The organism is Actinoplanes subglobosus, from assembly GCF_042650585.1.
Lineage (GTDB): Bacteria > Actinomycetota > Actinomycetes > Mycobacteriales > Micromonosporaceae > Actinoplanes > Actinoplanes subglobosus.
Genome location: NZ_JBHSBL010000025.1, coordinates 74,158 through 92,714 on the forward strand (window position 1 = coordinate 74,158; position 18,557 = coordinate 92,714).

At 65.9% G+C, this 18,557-nt stretch carries 16 protein-coding genes and 1 tRNA gene; 11 read left to right on the plus strand and 6 right to left on the minus strand.

Going from position 1 to position 18,557, the window contains the following annotated elements:
* Positions 1-89: 89 nt before the first annotated feature.
* From ACFO0C_RS37705 to ACFO0C_RS37730, 6 genes are all read left to right on the plus strand, one after another.
* Entirely contained in the window at positions 90-584 is a 495-nt protein-coding gene (locus ACFO0C_RS37705; protein WP_378071586.1) for a type II secretion system protein, read from the plus strand.
* A 49-nt stretch (positions 585-633) separates the two neighbouring features.
* Complete coding sequence (locus tag ACFO0C_RS37710) at positions 634-1,416, plus strand: prepilin peptidase (protein WP_378071587.1); 783 nt, start codon at positions 634-636, stop codon at positions 1,414-1,416.
* Between the two features lie 43 nt (positions 1,417-1,459).
* Positions 1,460-2,482: a type IV pilus assembly protein PilM gene (pilM, locus tag ACFO0C_RS37715; RefSeq protein ID WP_378071588.1), complete on the plus strand. Its 1,023-nt coding sequence runs from the start codon at positions 1,460-1,462 to the stop codon at positions 2,480-2,482.
* The gene (locus ACFO0C_RS37720) at positions 2,482-3,174 is read left to right on the plus strand and encodes a PilN domain-containing protein (RefSeq protein WP_378071589.1); all 693 of its coding nucleotides are present in this window, start codon (positions 2,482-2,484) and stop codon (positions 3,172-3,174) included. Before pilM ends, ACFO0C_RS37720 begins: the two co-directional genes overlap by 1 nt.
* A complete protein-coding gene (gene pilO, locus ACFO0C_RS37725; protein WP_378071590.1) occupies positions 3,174-3,749 on the plus strand; it encodes a type 4a pilus biogenesis protein PilO in 576 nt (191 codons plus the stop codon). The genes ACFO0C_RS37720 and pilO overlap by 1 nt, the downstream gene beginning before the upstream one ends.
* 144 nt (positions 3,750-3,893) lie before the next feature.
* Positions 3,894-4,280, plus strand: a complete 387-nt coding sequence (locus tag ACFO0C_RS37730; protein WP_378071591.1) for a response regulator — start codon at positions 3,894-3,896, stop codon at positions 4,278-4,280.
* 181 nt (positions 4,281-4,461) lie between these two features.
* On the opposite strand, the gene ACFO0C_RS37735 is transcribed toward ACFO0C_RS37730, so the two are convergent.
* Together ACFO0C_RS37735 and ACFO0C_RS37740 are read right to left on the minus strand one after the other, a co-directional pair.
* Positions 4,462-4,534 (minus strand) — tRNA-Ala (locus tag ACFO0C_RS37735).
* 89 nt (positions 4,535-4,623) lie between these two features.
* On the minus strand, positions 4,624-5,172 hold the full coding sequence (locus ACFO0C_RS37740) for a YqgE/AlgH family protein (protein WP_170167265.1): 549 nt from the start codon (positions 5,170-5,172) through the stop codon (positions 4,624-4,626).
* 122 nt (positions 5,173-5,294) lie between these two features.
* On the opposite strand from ACFO0C_RS37740, the gene ACFO0C_RS37745 reads away from it, so the two are divergent.
* Positions 5,295-6,101, plus strand: coding sequence for an S-methyl-5'-thioadenosine phosphorylase (locus tag ACFO0C_RS37745; RefSeq protein WP_378071592.1), 807 nt, complete (start codon positions 5,295-5,297; stop codon positions 6,099-6,101).
* A gap of 72 nt (positions 6,102-6,173) precedes the next feature.
* On the opposite strand, the gene ACFO0C_RS37750 is transcribed toward ACFO0C_RS37745, so the two are convergent.
* On the minus strand, positions 6,174-7,487 hold the full coding sequence (locus tag ACFO0C_RS37750) for an extracellular catalytic domain type 1 short-chain-length polyhydroxyalkanoate depolymerase (RefSeq protein WP_378071593.1): 1,314 nt from the start codon (positions 7,485-7,487) through the stop codon (positions 6,174-6,176).
* Positions 7,488-7,740: 253 nt separating this feature from the next.
* On the opposite strand from ACFO0C_RS37750, the gene ACFO0C_RS37755 reads away from it, so the two are divergent.
* Positions 7,741-8,433, plus strand: a complete 693-nt coding sequence (locus tag ACFO0C_RS37755) for an aggregation-promoting factor C-terminal-like domain-containing protein (protein WP_378071594.1) — start codon at positions 7,741-7,743, stop codon at positions 8,431-8,433.
* A gap of 3 nt (positions 8,434-8,436) precedes the next feature.
* On the opposite strand, the gene ACFO0C_RS37760 is transcribed toward ACFO0C_RS37755, so the two are convergent.
* Entirely contained in the window at positions 8,437-10,743 is a 2,307-nt protein-coding gene (locus ACFO0C_RS37760; RefSeq protein ID WP_378071595.1) for an MSCRAMM family protein, read from the minus strand.
* Positions 10,744-11,015: 272 nt separating this feature from the next.
* On the opposite strand from ACFO0C_RS37760, the gene ACFO0C_RS37765 reads away from it, so the two are divergent.
* From ACFO0C_RS37765 to ACFO0C_RS37775, 3 genes are all read left to right on the plus strand, one after another.
* Positions 11,016-12,317 (plus strand): vanadium-dependent haloperoxidase, encoded by a 1,302-nt coding sequence (locus tag ACFO0C_RS37765; RefSeq protein ID WP_378071596.1) that lies wholly within the window; start codon positions 11,016-11,018, stop codon positions 12,315-12,317.
* Positions 12,318-12,955: 638 nt separating this feature from the next.
* Entirely contained in the window at positions 12,956-14,215 is a 1,260-nt protein-coding gene (locus ACFO0C_RS37770; RefSeq protein WP_378071597.1) for a sigma-70 family RNA polymerase sigma factor, read from the plus strand.
* Between the two features lie 31 nt (positions 14,216-14,246).
* A complete protein-coding gene (locus tag ACFO0C_RS37775) occupies positions 14,247-14,426 on the plus strand; it encodes a hypothetical protein (protein WP_378071598.1) in 180 nt (59 codons plus the stop codon).
* Between the two features lie 390 nt (positions 14,427-14,816).
* On the opposite strand, the gene ACFO0C_RS37780 is transcribed toward ACFO0C_RS37775, so the two are convergent.
* Both ACFO0C_RS37780 and ACFO0C_RS37785 read right to left on the minus strand, forming a co-directional pair.
* Positions 14,817-16,451: a restriction endonuclease gene (locus ACFO0C_RS37780; protein WP_378071599.1), complete on the minus strand. Its 1,635-nt coding sequence runs from the start codon at positions 16,449-16,451 to the stop codon at positions 14,817-14,819.
* A gap of 1,087 nt (positions 16,452-17,538) precedes the next feature.
* Entirely contained in the window at positions 17,539-18,213 is a 675-nt protein-coding gene (locus ACFO0C_RS37785; RefSeq protein WP_378071600.1) for a Kiwa anti-phage protein KwaB-like domain-containing protein, read from the minus strand.
* Positions 18,214-18,557: the final 344 nt, after the last annotated feature.

Below are 18,557 nucleotides of genomic sequence, written 5' to 3' on the forward strand. Positions count from 1 at the left end.
ACTCCCGACGGCCGGCCGCACCACCCGGGCACCCGAGCCCGATGTCACCCCTTCCCCGCCCCACCCCCATGCCCTGGAGGCACCCCGAAATGCAGCTTCACGAGGTCATCGCCCGTCTCCGTGCCGGCAAGAAGAACGACGAGGGCTTCACCCTGATCGAGCTTCTCGTCGTGGTCGTGATCATCGGTGTCCTGGTCGCCATCGCCGTGCCGGTCTACCTGAACTACCGGCAGGGTGCCGCGGACAAGTCGGCCCAGTCCGACGTGCGTGGCGCCATCAGCGCGATCGAGCAGTACTACACCAGCAACGGCAACACCTACCCCTCCGGTCACCTGACCCAGGACAACTCCGGCGGCGCCGCGGCGACGCTGACGCTTCCCGGCGCCACCACCGCCTCGAACGGCACCGTCACCCTCTCGGACAAGAGCGTGCTGCACTACATCGCGGTCGGCACCACCGGCTACCGGGTCTGCGCGACCAACTCCGGTGGCAGCGGCAAGTACTACCTGTACGACAGCAGCGCCGGTGGCTCCGTCAAGGAGTCGACCACCGTCACCGCGTCCAACTTCGCCAACTGCGGCTGACGCAGGCGGCAAGCTGACGAAGTCACCGTCGAGCCCGAGGAGGACCACCGTGCCGGACTACTTCCTGCTCTGTGTCACGGCCCTCTTCGGGCTCGCGGTCGGCTCGTTCCTGAACGTGGTGATCCACCGGGTGCCCCGCGACGAGTCGCTGGTGCACCCGGGCTCGCACTGCCCGCAGTGCGGCAACCCGGTCCGGGCCCGGCACAACGTGCCGGTGCTCGGCTGGCTGATGCTCCGCGGCCGGTGCGCCGACTGCGGCAACCGGATCAGCGCCCGCTACCCGCTCGTCGAGGCCGGCACCGCCGCCCTCTTCGTGGCGGTCGCCGCCCGGTTCGGCCTCAGCTGGGAACTGCCCGCCTATCTCTACCTCGCCGCCGTCGCGGTCGCTCTCACGATGATCGACCTGGACGTCATGCGACTGCCTGACAAGATCGTCCTTCCCTCGTACGGCGTGGCGGTCGCCCTGCTCACCCCGGTCTCGATCGCGGCCGGCGACCCGGGTGCCCTGCTCCGCGGCGGCCTCGCCGCCCTCGCCCTCTACCTGCTCTACCTGGTGCTGGCCACCTTCGGCATGGGTGGTGGCGACGTGAAGCTGGCCCCGCTGCTCGGCTTCTACCTCGGCTGGCTCGGCTGGAGCGCGGTCGCGGTCGGCGCCTTCGCCGGATTCCTGCTCGGCGGCCTGGTCGGCGGCGTGCTGATGGCCCTCAAGCTGGCCTCCCGCAAGAGCCGCATCCCGTTCGGCCCGTACATGCTGGCCGGCGCCTTCCTCGCGGTCTTCGCCGCGGCGCCGCTCGCCGGCTGGTACGCGAACCTGCTCGTCCCCACCGTCTGACCACTCCGCAAAGGCCGACAACTCCGAGAAGGAAGGAAGACCGATGGCTGGCTCAACGCCGATCGGGCTCGACATCGGCTCGTCCTCCATCCGGGCCGTCGAGGTCCGCCGCAACAAGGACGACTACACGCTCATCAACTTCGGCCAGTTCCCGCTGGAGCCGGGCACCGTCGCGGCCGGCGTCGTGCAGGACCCGGGCTCGGTCACCGCCGCGCTCAAGCAGCTGTGGGCCGCCTCGAAGTTCGGCAGCAAGAAGGTCACCCTGGCGGTCACCAACCCGCAGCTGGTCGTCCGTGAGACGTCGGTCGCGAACCTGCCGCAGAGCCAGATGCGCCAGGCCCTGCCGTTCCAGGTCAAGGAGCAGCTCCCGCTCGCGGTCGAACGCTCCCTGCTGGACTTCTATCCGCTGGAGAAGCCCGGCGACAACCCGACCGTACGCGGCCTGCTGATCGCCATGCCCAAGGACGCGGTGCTCGCGCTGGTCGAGGCGGTCCAGAAGGCCGGCCTGAAGGTGGTGGGCGTCGACCTCGCCTCCTTCGCCATGCTGCGCTCCGCCTCCCGGCTGGACGCCCAGGTCGAGGCCATCGTGGACATCGGTGCCAACATCACCAGCGTGGTGGTGCACGCGGACGGCGAGCCGCTGTTCGTGCGTACCCTCCCGCGCGGTGGTTCCGAGGTGACCGAGAACATCGCGACCCGCCTGGGCCTGCCGACCGCCGAGGCGGAGACCCTCAAGTGCCGGTACGGCCTGCACGGCGACGGCAACCCGGACACCGTGGCCGCCCTCGTCGACGCGGTCCGCCCGCTCTCCAGTGAGCTGCGCAGCTCGTTCACGTACCTGGCCTCCGGCGAACGGCAGAAGCAGGTCACCCGTATCTCGCTCTGCGGCGGCAGCGCCCTCATGCCCGGTCTCGCCGAGCACCTCCAGGAGCAGCTCGGCGTCCCGGTGATGTACGCGGACAGCGCGTCCCGCCTGCGCGACACGCGCAAGGCCCGGGAGCGCGGGTTCGGCAGTTTCGTGCCTTCGGCGGCCGTGTCGATCGGCCTCACCCTCGGAGCAGCCTGATGACCACCACAGCACTGATGCCGGTGGACCCCTCGGTCTCGCCGCAGCAGGCGGCCCGGGTCCTCTCCATCCGCGCCGATCTGCTGCCTCCGGAGATCCGCGACGGCCGGCGCTCCCGCAAGGTCCGCTCGCTCATCGCGTTCGTGGTGCTGCTCGTCGTCGCTGGCCTCGGCGTCTGGTACTGGCAGGCGACGCAGGCGAAGCAGACCGCCGACGAGGAGTACGAGCAGATGTTCCAGACGCTGACCAGGACGCGAGCCGCCCAGAAGACCGACGAGCTCAAGGCGCTCGTCGAGTACCAGGACGGCGGCAAGCTCCTGAACACCGAGCTGACCGCGATCCTCGCCGACGACCTGTCCTGGACCAACCTGCTCAACCTGATCCAGAAGGAGGCCGCCGACGAGAAGGTGGAGCTCACCGAGATCAGCGGCGGCCTCTCCGCGGAGAACAGCGGCACGACGTCCGACTCCTCGACGATCGGCACGCTGACCATCTCAGGCCAGGCCGACAACAAGAAGATCGTCGCCGACTACGTGAACGATCTCGGCACCCTCAAGCACGTGACGAACCCGTTCGTCACGAGCGTCAACAAGGTGGAGACCGGAAGATACGCCTTCTCCCTCACGGTGACCGTCACGTCCGAGGCTCTCTGCGGCCGGTTCACCAGCGACTGCCCGAAGGCCGGTGAGTGATGACGACACGACGCGTCGACCAGATCTGGCTCTTCGGTGGCCTGGCCCTCGTCATCATGCTCGTGGTGGGCGGCTGGTTCATGATGGTCAAGCCGCAGTACAACGCCCGGGACAGCGTGCAGGCCGACACGGCCGAGACCCAGACGCAGCTGATCACCGAGCAGAAGCGCCTCGCCGTGCTGAAGACCGAGCTCAAGAAGATCAACGAGTACAAGGCCGACCTGATCACCGCTCAGCAGGCTCTGCCGCACGACAACACCACCAACAAGATCCCGGAGTTCCTGAAGCAGCTCCAGACCCTCGGTCTCAAGTACGACGTCGAGGTCAGCGGTTACGCCGCGACCGGCGAGGAATCGTCGGCCACCACGCCCACGGTGACCGAGCTGCCGATCACCCTCAACATCGAGGGCCCGGTCGACAACATCATGAAGCTGGTGAAGCACCTCCAGACCGAGCAGCCACGAGCCCTGCTGGTCGAGAACGCCAAGCTCACCCTCTCCGATGACGAGTCGGGGCTGTTGCTCACCCTCAAGGCGTTCATCACCAAGACCGACACCGCCACGGTCAAGTCCTGATCCGTACCACCGGAAAGCCCCTGTTCCTCGCGAACGGGGGCTTCCGTTCATCCCCGGCACGACGCTCCCGACTCGCAACCCGACAGCTCTGTTGCCCCTCAGGTTGCCGCCGATCAGACCGGTGACATTAGGAGGACAGCCCCCGTGAACCAGAACCTGATCCTGATCGCCGACGACGACAGTGACGTCCGCGATCTCCTGTCCGTCACCCTGGAGGCGGCCGGTTACCGCGCTCTCGGCGCGAAGGACGGCAACACCGCGGCCCGGATCCTCACCGTCGCCAAGCCGGTCGGCATGATCACCGACGTACGGATGCCGGCCATGAACGGCATGGAGCTCTGTCAGCTGGCCCGCAGCAACCCGGCGATCCGCGACATGGCGATCCTGATGGTCTCCGGCAACAGCCACGCCTACGACGTCAACGCGGGCCTGGGCGCGGGCGCCGACGGATACCTGCCGAAGCCGCTCTCCCCGCGGGACCTGGTGGCGCAGATGCAGACCTTGATCAGCAAGCGCCACCTGGGAGGATGACGACACTTTCCTGTGTTATTTCTATGGATAGCCGCCAAACCCTCGCATCTGCCCGAAAAGACGGTTATCGTTACGCACGGCCCGTGCCGCTCCCCCCGTAGCGGCGCGGGCCACTTTCGTTGCGCGACATCCACTCAGGACAGCAAAAACGCCCGGACCGAAGTCCGGGCGTTCGTAAGGGTGGAGCTGAGGGGACTCGAACCCCTGACCCCCACACTGCCAGTGTGGTGCGCTACCAGCTGCGCCACAGCCCCTTACCTATCACTGCTGTCTGCCCCCGGCGTTTCCCCCGGGCACGCTGGAAATACTACACACCTTCGCGGGGCCCCCTGAGGCACCCCCCTCAGTTCAGGGAGACGTCCGGGGGGAAGTGGGCCACCGCGGCGAGGATGTCGCCCTGTCGCCGCAGGACCATCGCCCAGAGGTCATCGGGGCGCTCGACGAACGGGTCGCCCGGCAGCGCGTCGAAGACGAACCACGAACCGGACGCGATCTCCTCCTCCAACTGCCCCGCCGACCAGCCGGAATAACCGGCGAAGACCCGGATGCCGGCCACGCTCTCGCGCATCCGCTCCGGATCGGCGGAGAGGTCGAGGGTGCCGAGCGCGCCGCTGACCGGATGGAAACCGGACAGGCGCTTCTTCACCTCCGGTTTGGTCCGGGCCAGGCAGATCGCCGACTCCGGCTGGACCGGGCCGCCCTCGAAGAGGACCGCGGGGTCACCGGCGAGCTCACCCCAGGTGCCGAGGACCTCGGCCACCGGGACCTCGGTCGCGCGGTTCAGCACGACCCCCAGTGCGCCGCCCGTCTCGTGGGCCACCAGCAGCACGACCGTCCGGTCGAAGTTGGGGTCCTTGAGGGTGGGCGTGGCGACGAGCAGCTGACCGGTCATCGACTCCACCGACCGGCCCCCGATCCGCTGCTGCTCACCGAACACCTGATTACCGCCGTCCGCTCGACGTAGCCATGCTCAGCACATTAGCTTGGCTTTCCGGCCGCGGATAAGGTCTGGACATGAACCCGCCACCTACGGCAGCAGAGATCGGCGTCATCGGCGGATCGGGGCTTTACGCGCTCCTCGACAACGCCACCGAGCACGAGGTCGACACCCCGTACGGTCCGCCGTCGGACCGGATCACCGTGGCCGAGGTGGGCGGACGCCGGGTGGCGTTCCTGCCCCGGCACGGCCGTGACCACCGGTTTCCCCCGCACAGGATTCCCTATCGGGCCAATCTGTGGGCGCTGCGTTCGCTCGGTGTCCGGCAGATCATCGCACCGTGCGCGGTCGGTGGCCTGCGCCCGGAGCTGGGTCCCGGCACATTCGTGGTGCCGGACCAGCTGATCGACCGGACGAGTGGCCGTGAGCAGACGTTCTACGACTCCGGCGCGGTGCACGTGTCGTTCGCCGATCCGTACTGTCCGGTGGGCCGGGCCGCGGTGCTGGATTCCGCCGAGCGGGTGAGCGCCGTCGACGGCGGGACGATGGTGGTCGTCGAGGGCCCGCGCTTCTCGACCCGGGCCGAGTCGCGCTGGTTCACCGCGATCGGCGGCACGATCGTGAACATGACCGGTCACCCGGAAGCGGTCCTGGCCCGCGAGCTGGCTCTCTGCTACACGGCGATCGCCCTGGTCACCGACCTGGACGCCGGCGTCGAGGGCGATCACGGTGTCACGCAGGAGGAGGTGTTCTCGGTCTTCGCCGAGAACACCGCGCGTCTGCGCGACGTCCTTCTCGATGCGGTGGCCAAGCTTCCGGCGGAGCGTTCCTGCCCCTGCCCGGATGCCCTGGCGGGCATCAAACTGCCTTTCGAGCTTCCTTAGCGGTACGGCTACGCGCTCCCGTTCCGGGGATGAGGCCGAGGTGGGGAACCCGGTCTCACCCCCCGGAGCTCGTCAGACGACGGCGCAGTTGGCGCCGTTGAGCGTGAACGCGGTGGGCTTGGCGGCGCTGCCGGTGTGGGTGGCCTGGAAGCCGAAGGTCTGCGACCCGCCGGCGGTGAGTGTGGCGTTGTAGGAGACGTTGGTCGCGGCGACCGCCCCGGTGGACGGACTGACCGTGGCGTTCCACGCGTTGGTCACGGTCTGTCCGGCCGGCAGGGTGAACCTCAGCGTCCAGCCGTTGACCGCCGTGGTGCCGGTGTTGGTGACGGTGACCGACGCGGTGAAGCCGGTGTTCCAGGAGTTGACCGTGTAACCGACCCGGCAGCCACCGGTCGGCGCCGGCGACGACGGTGCCGGTGATGACGGTGCCGGTGACGACGGTGCCGGTGACGACGGCGACGGCGTGGTGGTGTCGAGCCCCAGGAAGTGCACCGCCGCCGCGGCGTCGACCGGCAGGTTGTGACTGACCCCGTTCATGCTGATCGCCTCGACCGGGGCGGTGTCTCCCGTGCCGCCGTACCGGGTGCGGGTGTATCCGGTCTGCGGGGTGTCGGTGAACGACGGTGTCTGGGTGAGACCGTGGATGTTGGTCCACTGATCGATCTGTTCACCGAAGTTGGGGTAACGCAGGATCTCGTCGTTGGTGCCGTGCCAGGTCTGCATGCGCGGCCGGCGTCCGGTGTACCCGGGGTAGGCGTTGCGGATCAGGTCACCCCACTGCTGCGGGGTCTTCGTGACCAGGCCGTTGGCGCAGTCACTGTTCCATTCGGAGCCGTTGGTGGTGGCGAAGCAGCCGAACGGCACGCCGGCGAAGGCCGATCCCGCGCTGAAGACGTCGGGGTAGAGGCCGAGCAGCACGTTCGTCATCATCGCCCCGCTGGACACGCCGGTGGCCACGATCTTGTCGGCGTCGACCGGGTAGCGGGCCCGCACGTAGTCGATCATCGACTTGATACCGACCGGGTCGCTGCCGCCGCCACGGGTCAGCGCCTGCGGGGAGGCGACGTCGAAGCACTGGCTGCTCCGGGTCACCGACGGGTAGATGACGATGTAGCCGTACCGGTCGGCCAGCGCGGCGAACTGCGATCCGCTGTAGAAGGCCGGCCCGGTGCCGGTGCAGTAGTGGACGGCCACGAGCAGACCCGGCCGGGGCGCCAGGTTGTCCGGGACGTAGAGATACATCCGCAGGTTGCTGGGGTTGGTCCCGAATCCGGTGACCTCGGTCAGCGCGGCCGCGGAGGCGGCTTGTGGCATGGAAACGGCGGCCACTGCCGTCGCCAGCACGGTGGCTGCGGCGGCGAGCAGGGCCTTGATCTTTCGTTTCATGGGGGATTCCTTGCGGGGATCGTGGGGACGGGGCGACTTCGGCACGGAGGCGGCCCGGCTCCCCACATCGCCCCCGACCCAAAGCATCGACAAGTATGTATTGGTGGCGTGGGTCACGCCAGCCCGTCCCACGACCGGCGCGGACCCCATGCCGAGGGCGTCGCGCGTATGATCCGTCCCACTTCACTGCACAGCGCTCTGCCGGTGATCGTCGTTCCCCGAGGACGATCCATGGCTGTCGAAGGGACCCCCGGTGACTCGACCGCAACGTTTCCAGGCCGTCGGCGCGCGCGTCGCGTCGGTGACGCTGCTGCTGGCCGGTGTGGCCGGCGGCATCGTGATGGTGCGGCACAGCGACGCCCGCGAGCAGTCGGCCGCCGACGCCCACCAGGCGGTGCTCGCCGCCGAGCAGGCCGCCGTGCAGCGCGAGGCTCAGCACGCCGCGGACCGGGCGGCCCGCGCCGAGTCGGAGCGCACCGCGGCACAGAAGGCGTCGACGATGGCCGACACGGCCGCGGCCGACGCGCGGAAGCTGGAGGCCGCACAGAAGAAGGCGACCGCCGAGAAGAAGGCCGCCGCCGAGCGGGCCGCACAGACCGGCCCGGTCCCCTACACCGGCACGATCCCGGCCTCCTGCCAGAGCTTCAGCGGCAGCCGTGAGATCGGCTGCGCCCTGATGATCAAGGCCGGGTTCGGGTTCGGCGAGTTCTCCTGCCTGAACAAACTGTGGGACCACGAGAGCGGCTGGAACTACAAGGCCACTAACCGCAGCTCCGGCGCCTACGGCATCCCGCAGGCCTACCCCGGCTCCAAAATGGGTCAGGTCGCCGACGACTGGCGCATCAACCCGGCCACCCAGATCACCTGGGGTCTGGGCTACATCAAGGGCCGGTACGACTCGCCGTGCGGTGCGTGGAACCACTTCCAGAGCGCCGGCTCCTACTGAGCCTCAGCCGACCGTCACGTCCACGCGTGTCGTACCTGCTCCCGGTAGGTCGATCGGGTGGGCGTACCACCCGGTCTGTCCGGCCACCGACCACCGGATCCGGACCGGCTGGCCGCCGCTGACCGGCATCGTATAGGTCCCGTCGGGACCCTGGTCGTAGCTGTCGAACTCGGCCATCGGATCGCCGGTCACGGCGTTGACCGCGGTCAGGCGCCAGTCGGTCGCCGGCTTGCCGGGCGTGACGGTGACCCGGCCGGTCAGCGCCGGCCCGCCCGTCAACGCCATGTCGTAGGCCGCCTCCGCACCCGCCGTGACCGGGACACGGTCGGCCTGGAACCGGTCGCCGGTGTTGCCCGACCACTGACGCGGATGGCCGGCGGTGGTGAAGGAGAGCGGCCACGCGTACGGCCCGAGCTTGCCGATCCGGTAGCGGCCCCGCTCGTCGGTGGTCGCGCTGTGGACCGGGCCCGCACCGAAACCCCAGGCGGTGAGCGAGACGTCGGCGTCGGCGACCGGGGAGCCGTGCGCTCCGGTCACGACACCGGTGACCGCGCCGGCCCGGTCGAGGCGGGCGGCCGGCGCCACCACGGTCCGGCCGGTCTCGACCACGATCCGGGCCGCCGCCTGCTGGTCGCCGGTGCCGCCGTCGGCACCGACCCACTGGTGGCCGTAGTCGCCCGGCGCGATGGCGAACGCCTGGTAGGTGCCGGGTGCCACCGCCGCGCCGGTCACCCGGCCGTCCGCGGTCGTGCAGTCGCCGACCCCGTCGGGCAGGCCGCCCCCGCCGGGCGCCATCAGCACGAAGCAGGTCTCCTCCACGGCCGCGCCGGAACCGCTGTCGGCAGAACTCAGCGTCACCTTCCCGCCCGCGCCGAGCGGCACCGTGACGGTGGCCGCCTGGCCGCTGGTGAGCGTCACCGGGGTGTCCTCGTCGCGCAGCAGGTAGGTCGGCTCCCCCGGCAGGACGTCGACGGTGGCCACACCCGGGGACAGGTCGGTGACGATCGCCGTACCGCCGATGGAGCAGCCCTTGTCGAAGCCGCCGCCGGCCGCGACCTCGACGCAGAAGTCGCCGACCGGGGCGCCGGTGGCCTCATCGGTGGCCTTGACGATCAGGGTGGCGCCGGTCAGCCACGTGTCGTCCACGGTGACCCGGGCACCGCCGCCGACGGCGAAGACCCCGGCGCCTCCGGCGGTGCTCTTCCCGTACGCCCACTGGGTCCGCGAACCGGCCGGGTTGGTGAACGAGACCCGGTAGTCACTCGGGTGCACGTCGTCGACCCGCCACGTGCCGTCGGCCGCCGTGGTGGCGCCGTAGCTGTACTGGTCGTCGGTCGACATGACGAAGACCTCGAAACCGGCCTGCGCCCGGCCGTCCGCCGCGACCAGCCGTCCCGACACCGACGCCGGCCCCAGCACCGAGTCGTCCGCGACGACCGTCTGCCCCGCCGCGACCGTGTGCACCCTGCCCTTGCCCCGGTCGACGGCGCCCGGAACGAACTGCTCCACGCCGTCGGGATCCGCACGGAACGCCACGACGTAGTCGCCGGGCAGCACCGGGACCGAGTAGTCGCCGTGCTCGTCGGAGGAGCCCGCGTAGATCCGGCGGTCCCCCGCATACAGAAGGATCTCGGCCGACGGCAACGGCCCGCCGCCGGCCACGCTCAGCCGCCCACGGATGGTCCCGGTGGGCAGGAGCCGCTCATCGACGCGGACGGACGCACCCGCGGCCACCGCGACCTTGCCGGCGCCGTCCTCGGTGACCGCCCGCGGCGCCCACTGGCGCGCCGTCTCCGGCCCGAAACCCACGTGGTGGTCGCCCACCCACACGCCCACCCGGTAGCGCCCCGCGTCATCGGTGAATCCGTAGGCGTGACTGTCACCGGCGAGATCACGCACGTCGACCCGCACCCAGGCGGCCGGCGCACCATCGGCCCCGGTGACCACGCCCTCGACCAGACCCACCGGCCGCTGCCGCTCGTCGACGGTGATCGTCGAGCCGCCGGTCACCGGGAAGACGCGCCCCGCCTCCTGACCGAGCACACCCGGAGCCCACTGCACCAGCGTCCCGGCCTGGAACGAGAGCCTGACCCCGCCCTCCGGAACACCGGCGAGGTCATAGCGCCCGGCACTGTCGGTGGACGAGCCGGCCAGATAGGCCCCGTCCGCGGCGCTCCAGGCCACCACCCACGCATCGGCGACCGGCGCGCCCGCATGATCGGTGAAGACCCCGGCGACGCTCCCCACAGCGGCAGCCGACGCGGGCACTCCCACAGCCCCGGCCATCAGCAGCCCGGCACCGACCACCACGCCAAGCCGACCCAAAAAGGCTCTGATCAACAAAAAGCCCCCCATGGCCCAGGCCGCCAACCACGACCACTTTCGATCCGTCAGGCCCAGGCCGCAGCATAGATCAGCCCTCACCCCCACGAAACCCCGAACACACCACACGCCCCAAACCACCCACGCGACGAAACTGTCGGATCACGACCGGAACGCCTTCACCCCGGCCACTCGCCGATACAGTCCCCAAAGCGCCTCGATATTGATGTACACCAATACCGAGATCGACTGGAGAAGTCATGAGACGTCATGCGGGAATGGTCGCCACCCTGATCCTGGCAGTGATCTCGCCGCTCGCCGCGACGCCGGCCGCCGCCACCACCACCACGGGGACGGCGAACTCCGTCGTCAGATGGGACCGCAACGCCCAGACAGCGATCTGGGATGTCGCCCAGCAGCAGCCGTGGGAGCAGGGCCGCAGCTTCGCGATGGTCAACGGCGCCGTGTACGACGCGGTGAACGCCATCGCCGGCAAGCCGTACCAGCCGTATCTGATCTCACCGCGGACCACCGGCCGCGAGTCGGTCGACGCCGCCGTCGCAACCGCCGCCTACCGGGTTCTCGACGCGCTGTTCCCCGCGCAGGCGGACCGGCTGAGCGAACAGTACGGTCAGGAGCTCGCCGGGATCCCGGAGGGCCCGGCCAAGCGCGGCGGGATCGCGGTGGGCACCCGGACGGCGGCCGCGATGATCGCCGCACGGCAGAACGACGGATCCGACGGCGACCAGCAATGGGTGATCGGCACGGAGCCCGGCGAGTGGCGCCCGACACCGCCCACCTTCACCGCCGCCGGCGCGATGACTCCGTTCATCCGGCCGTACCTGATTCCGAACGCCGCGATGTTCCGCACAGCAGGGCCGCTGCCGCTCGGCAGCACCGGCTATGCCACCGAGTTCAACGAGATCAAACAGGTTGGCGCGGTGAACAGCACGACTCGCACGCCGGATCAGACCGAGGCCGCGATCTGGTGGCACGACCGGCACGTGACCGAATGGGAGATCAAACGGCAACTGGCCCAGAGCCGGCGCCTGACCGTCCTGCAGACCGCCCGGATGTTCGCGATGACCGATCTCACCGTCGCCGACACCGGCATCGCCTGCTTCGACGACAAGCGCGCGTGGAGTTTCTGGCGGCCGGTCAGCGCCATTCAGCTCGCCGGCACCGACGGCAACCCGGGCACCAGCCCGGACCCGGATTGGATGCCGCTGCTCGTCACCCCGCCGTTCCCCGACCACCCGTCCGGCCACACCTGCGCCACCGCGGCACGCATGGCGATCTGGCGCACCGTCCTGGGCAGTGACCGCATCGCCTTCCACGCCTACAGCGAGGCAACGGGCACGACCCGTTACTTCCACAGCTTCTCCGAAGCCGTCAACGAGGTGGTCTCCGCACGGGTCTGGGGAGGCATCCACTTCCGGACCGCAAGCCTCCAGGGCAAACAGTTGGGCGACGCTACCAGCGCATATGTGTCAGCCCACTACTTCAAAAAGCTCCACACCCAGCCACCTCCCGTGGTCGAGGCCCAGTTCCAACAGCCGTGATCGCCGTTCAGCGCATCGCCGACCGCGATCGCGGCCCCCACTGCTGAACGGCCGTCGGCGGGTGACCGGCCGGATCACGCCGGGCTGACGACTTAGCCAAGGAGGTCGCCACGTCGGAAGCAGCCGCGCAGTTCAACATCCGCGACGCGAAAACGAACCTCTCGCAGGACGGCAGCCCGGGGTAAGCGGGACACAACCGCCTGCGGCACCCACCGTGATGCGGGGTTTCCGGGGGCTCGGCCCCCGGAGCAGACAAACCGAAACGGCCCCCCGGTTCGCGCTTTCCGCGAACAGGGGGCCGCAATGCCGCGGAGCTGATGACCGCTTACTTGAACCTCGGCGAACGGGTCGAACGGCTACGGGCGAACGTCGATAGATGACCGACTGGGAGCACACCCAGCACTCCCGCACCGGACGCCGTGAAGATCGATCTCCTTTACTGCAGGCACGTACGGCGTGATCGACGCCAGACCTGCATGTCCGCAACCCACTTGGCCGGGTTCGTTGCCGCGGGCGAGCCGGGGGGTGCTCGCACCGCACTCGCTTGAGCCACTCGGAGTGGCGAGGGTCACAGCATCGCGGCGCCTTTCCCGAAGAATGCTGGAACAGAACAGCAGTCGAGCGTCGTGAGATGCATCGTGAACAACGACATCAACGGAGCAGGCGCGACCATGACCGACGCGCGAACCCCAGAAGACGATGACGACTTCGGGCCGGTACTGGACCCCAACGATGCACTGGCGTCACCCGAGTACCACCCGCGGCTGTGGAACATCTCGGCCGCCTTTATGTTCAACGCCGTAGTTCGGGCGCAGGAACCGACCCGCCCGGAGTACGTAACCGTCCCCGTCCGAACCCGAACCTGGGACGAGTCGAACCTGAAGCTGTCCCTCGCGATCTCCAAGTGGAACCTGCTGTGGGAAGCCGCCCAGTTCCGCCGCCGGTTCTTCGACGACGAGGAACTGCCCCCACCGCTGCACAAGATCGCCGATCAGGGCGACGTCAACGTCATCTTCGTTCCGCGTACCGAGTCGCGCTACCACGAACTCGCGCCCTTGTTCCACCTGCTGCCTCAGGCCGCGCTGCAACGGCACGGCCTTCCGCTGCTAAAGGGCGGTCAGTGGCCCTACCTTCAGCACGTCGAGCCCATCGATGGTTACCTACCGGCCGACTTCCGTGAACGGCTGGCGCGAGCCTGGGCCGGCACTGTCTGGCGTCATCTCATGCCGCAACCGAACTCCGGGATCTCCAAGTTCACCACCGATGACCCAATTCGAATCTTGGCCCATGACCTGGACTTCTGGATCCCGCCGGTGACTCAGGTTCTTGAGGGCTACCTGCGTGATTTTCCGGTGGTAGAGAATGACGTCGACTCCGGGCCGGTGTCACTGGTGGACGGGTCGATGCTTCCCGGAGCAAGTGCCGCCAACCCGCGGATGGGCGGAGACATCTGGCGCGGGGAGGAGGAGGCCGCTGAGGCGGTTCGATTGACGGTCGAGGCGGCTGACGCCACAGGCCGGTTGCGCGGCATCCTCGACGCGGTCCGCTCGCACCGATGCGAGGATGACTTCTCGCCGAACTGGAGCGGTGCCCGGGAAGACTTCGAGCGCAAGCTCTACCGCAAGCGGGCCAAGATCAGAGTGCGGTTCGTTGAACTAACCGACACCATCCCTGTGCACGGTCCGGAGACCGAGGTCATCGACCAGATGCTATTCGGTGATTTCCTGGCTCTTCTGGACACCCGCGACCGCACCCTCGTGGTGCTGTTGCGCAGCGGATTCACCAAGTTGACCGAGGTTGCCGAGGCCATGGGATACCGCACTCACAGCGCTGTCTCCAAACGGCTCGACCACATCCTCCAGCAAGCGGACAAGTTCGGCCGGAGCATCCAATCGTGACCATGCAGAGTCCCCATAAGGCGGTAACCCGATGACGGCAAGAATCCCGTGGCTACTGGTGATCATACTTCTGGCCCTATTGGCGGGCACGATCATCGCTTGGATCTGGACCAGATTCGGCACAACACCGCTGGAAGCGCTCAAGGCGGGCGGAGGGGCCGGCGCGTTCACCTTCGGCGCCGGAATAACAACCTTTTACTTCTTCTCCTAGCGATGCCCCTGGTGCGCAGTCTGAGCATTTGAACATCCCTCGCCGGTGAAGGACCGGCAACTGCGGTCCGGCTCGCCGCTGATGCCAATGAGGTGCCGTTCCAGGACCGTCACGGAACAAGCCGTACAGGCTGCCAGCACGTCGACGCCGCTCCAAACCCTCGATACCAGACGGGGCGCGGAGTTGACGTGTTAGCGGCACCGGGCTACGAAGCGGACATAAGCGAGAACGACATCAGCCCGGTACCCATTTGGGTACCGGGCTGACGGTGGGGCCACGCTGTGCAGCCTGGCCTTTCCTATCCTCGCCTACGCCCCGCAAGCTATCCCCATCCACCGGCGAACCATCCAGTAGGAATAAACATCGCCTACAAGGCCGCCGTCCATACAGTCAGCGCAACTCGAAATCTCGAATTAGATGCGGCCGCTCACTTAGCAAAGATTCAAGTCGAGCGTCATTCCATACTTCAATCCGAGGATGACCACCTCGCGCATTGTGCCGCTCAATCCAGGCAACGGCATCGGAGGTGAAACGCCCGCTGGTGGCCATTACCAGAACATCAAAGGGAGGATCACGCCAATGATCGATGCTTACGATAGCTGCACTTACGTCCACATCACGGATAGCCCGTGACAGGTAGTGTTTGCACTGAATCGCGACACGTTGGGAACTGTGACCACTCAACGGATCCCGCCGAAGGCGTGCCGCACTCACATCTCGACCGTGATCCGGCGCATTCGTATGCATCAACCATTCGACGTTCTCATATCCTTCAGTCTCCTCGACAAGCCGAAATATGAGTCGCTCGAAGGCTGACGAATCGATATTTCCCCACGCCAATTCAAAACCTGCGCGACGCAGGGGGAGATCAACGGGCGAGTACGCCATCGGGTTATCAAGTTTGAGAGCGCGCGTAAACAGGATATGCGAAAGCGTAGAGATCGGGACTTTTGAGTCGCGATGAAACACGCTGACCTGCCATCCCTGAGCATAGGCCCGATCAACTTCTGCGGCGATCCTCGTGACCGCGCTGTTTGCTGCCTGCTTTTTGGGCACCTCTCTACGTGCCGAATAGGCTGCGGAATCTTTAGCAGATCGATATATGAAGTAGTAAACCTGGCCAATAGAATACCATCTAAGTGCTCGACGGAAAACGTCGTCTGTCTTCTGACCTGGGGTGAAATCTAATCCATGCTGCCGCAGCAGATATACCAGGCGAGATTTGCACTCCTCGGCAGCGACATCGAACCAAAAGCTGGAAAGTTGATCGCCCCAGTGATCAGGCCAAGACTCGCGCGATATGACTTCGGCAAGATCTTTCCGGAATCTTTCAACCCGACTTTCAGGCGTACCCGAACCGACGAGATAGTACGAGGCTCGACTGGGATAGTACGAGTCACCAAGACTGCCGTCATCCTTCCACGTAAATGCCTCCAACGGAGATGAAGGATGAATGCTTATAAGCCCTCGATCAATCAGGGTTTCAAGCGCCTTGAAGTCATATTCGGAGGTTGGAGTCAGCTGATCGGCTCGGTCATAGATTGGAACAGTCGCACCCTGACAAACGTCCTCCCCGTCCTCCAATAGCGCGGCTAGAAAGAACGCCGATCGCAGATCAAGATCGGTGGCCCTAAACGACACACTATCGTCATGGACAGCGTGACGATTCGCAATTTCTAAATGCCGAGAAACATTTTCCTTGTCGCGAGCTTCTTTGGCCTCTCGCTGCGCCCTGTTGATGCATTCTGCGCATCGCTCAACAGCATATCTGGAGGACGCAGTCCAGCTAGCACGAGAGGTATAGGAAAAACCTTCTGAACAGTCGACGCACCGCCGGCTCGTCGAGCGCGCGACGCACACCTCTGCAACGATCTTGCTGATCTTGTGAGATGGCTGACCAAACCGTTCCGACAACGCCTTCACGGTGTACGAGAAGGAACCGTCATCCTTGATATCCCAATACATGTGACAGAGCTCGACGAGGTCGTCGTCATCCGTACCGACCTCGACGTCAAACTCCGGCACCAGGGCCTCCTTACTGCTCAGTGGGGTTTCCTTGGCACCGCAAGTGAGCCGCCCCAAAACTATGCGACTGGCCACCTTGATAGTGACCCTGTCACCGAGGAAGTCTAGCGGCCAACATGCCCGATCTCCCGATCCATATAGCCCGGCGTTCGCCTGCGATGTATTTCCATCTGGATTCAGCTTTTACCCTATTCACCCGAATTGCGGTGCTTGCGCTTAGGAAGGAGAGGCCACCAGCGTGACGGCCCGGGCACGTCTACCAAGGTGCCTGCAACTCGTTGTTCGCTGCGCCCGCAATGGAACGCTGCAGCCGTGACGTCCAACAGAAAACCCAACACTCGGCGATCTTGGCGTTGATCCCCCACTCGCAGCGCGGCCGGGTGGCAGGGTGAAGGCTGGTCACTCATCGGTGTTGATCGCCACGTGAGCTGTCACTTCAGATCTGGCAATTTGATCTCCACACCTTGTCCCACTCCTTCGTGCATCAACGTGTCACGATGCGTGTCATGGGACTGACATGGACCACGGCGACTGCAGCGTATGCCGCAGTTGTCGCTACAGCCTCTCTCGTTGTGGCGACTCTGGCTTACCGAAGCGGAGGGTCACGCCTCAAGATCCGCGCCCGAATTGTTCGCGGGGCGCCCGGCCACGGATGGATTCTTGTCAGCGCGACGAATAAGGGCCGGGCTGAGATAACCATTGACTCCATAAACCTATGGGTAGGCCATTCGATTCTTGGGATTTCCAACCAGCCACTTGCAATCGTGAGCTATGAGTTCGAGAAAGGCCCCGAATTACCACATCGACTCCGTGCGCAAGATCTGCAGACCTGGGTTATATCGATTTCACATCTTGATGATGTTTTGGGCACGCGAAGGTTACGCTGGCGCGATTTCGTCCGAGTATGCGTAAGCACGCCATTCGGCACGGCTCGCCTCCGATTGCGTCAAGACTTTGCAGGTTCCCCATTCTGGCAAGCACTTAAGCGCGTAGACGACCGGATAGAGCGGCGTCCGACGCCTATACAGGACGGTTCGAGCACCTGAATGCGATCGACAGTTAGCTTTAGCTGACGCTGCACATGAAACTATGAGCCGGGGCGAGGAGACTTCTTACTAGCAGCGTACCTATCCCCTGAAAAATCGCCCTTGAAGAGGTCTTCGTTGAGAAGCTGCAGAATCTCCCGCTCGGTCGAGGATGAGAAGACTAGTTCCTCATTCTGAATCAGGTCGCTCGGTTCAAGATCATGCTTCTGCATCGCAGAAACGAGGTCCACCGTGGTCAGCCTATGAAGGTGAGGCTTCTTCAGAATTGCCTGGACCTTACGCCGGAGATGGACGTTTGCCTTAAGCCTATCTGCCAAGTACGCCTTGCTTGCACTTTCGACCGGCAGAACTGCGGAAAGCTCCTCCACCCATTGGCTGGTCTTAGCCAGTACCGGCTCACTATCCTTGAAGAGTGCCTCGAAGCTCTTCTGATTGAGAGCAAAAACGCCTGAGGGAGAGATAACTACATCAAATTCCGGCCTGAAGGCAAAAATTGGATTCTCTACTCGCGTAAGAGCGCTGCTTAACACTGCAACCAGGCCCTTAGTTGCAAGTTGAACGGGGCTACCCCGATGCACGAACGCGGTACGGTTGCCGGGATCGTCTCCAATTAGAACTGCATAGAACTTCAGACGCTTGATTTCCTCTGTTTGCGCAACAGGAAGGGAACGGCAGGAGATAACTTGCAACGTACCCAGCCGCCTGACTCCCTGCATCGGTTACCTTGGTCAACAAGTGCGGTTCCTGGGATTTTTTGCTATCCAATCGCAGGATTAAATACATGGCAACGACGCCGAGCGTCGCTAGGCCAGCACAGGCGAGTACTAGCAGCCTCTCCTCGAAACGAATCGCGAAAAGGGCGAAGAGTGGTGAATACGAGGACACGAACAACATGATCTTGATGGCCACGCAATCCACCCCCTATAGGTAAACGTCCGACGGCAGATCTCTTGGGATCTCTCTACTGCGTCTACGGACACTGCGGCGAGCCTTGGCTACGGGAAGATACAACAGAGCCGGGTCGAGCCCTCCAAAGCCCGGCACTGGGGTTATAGGTAAC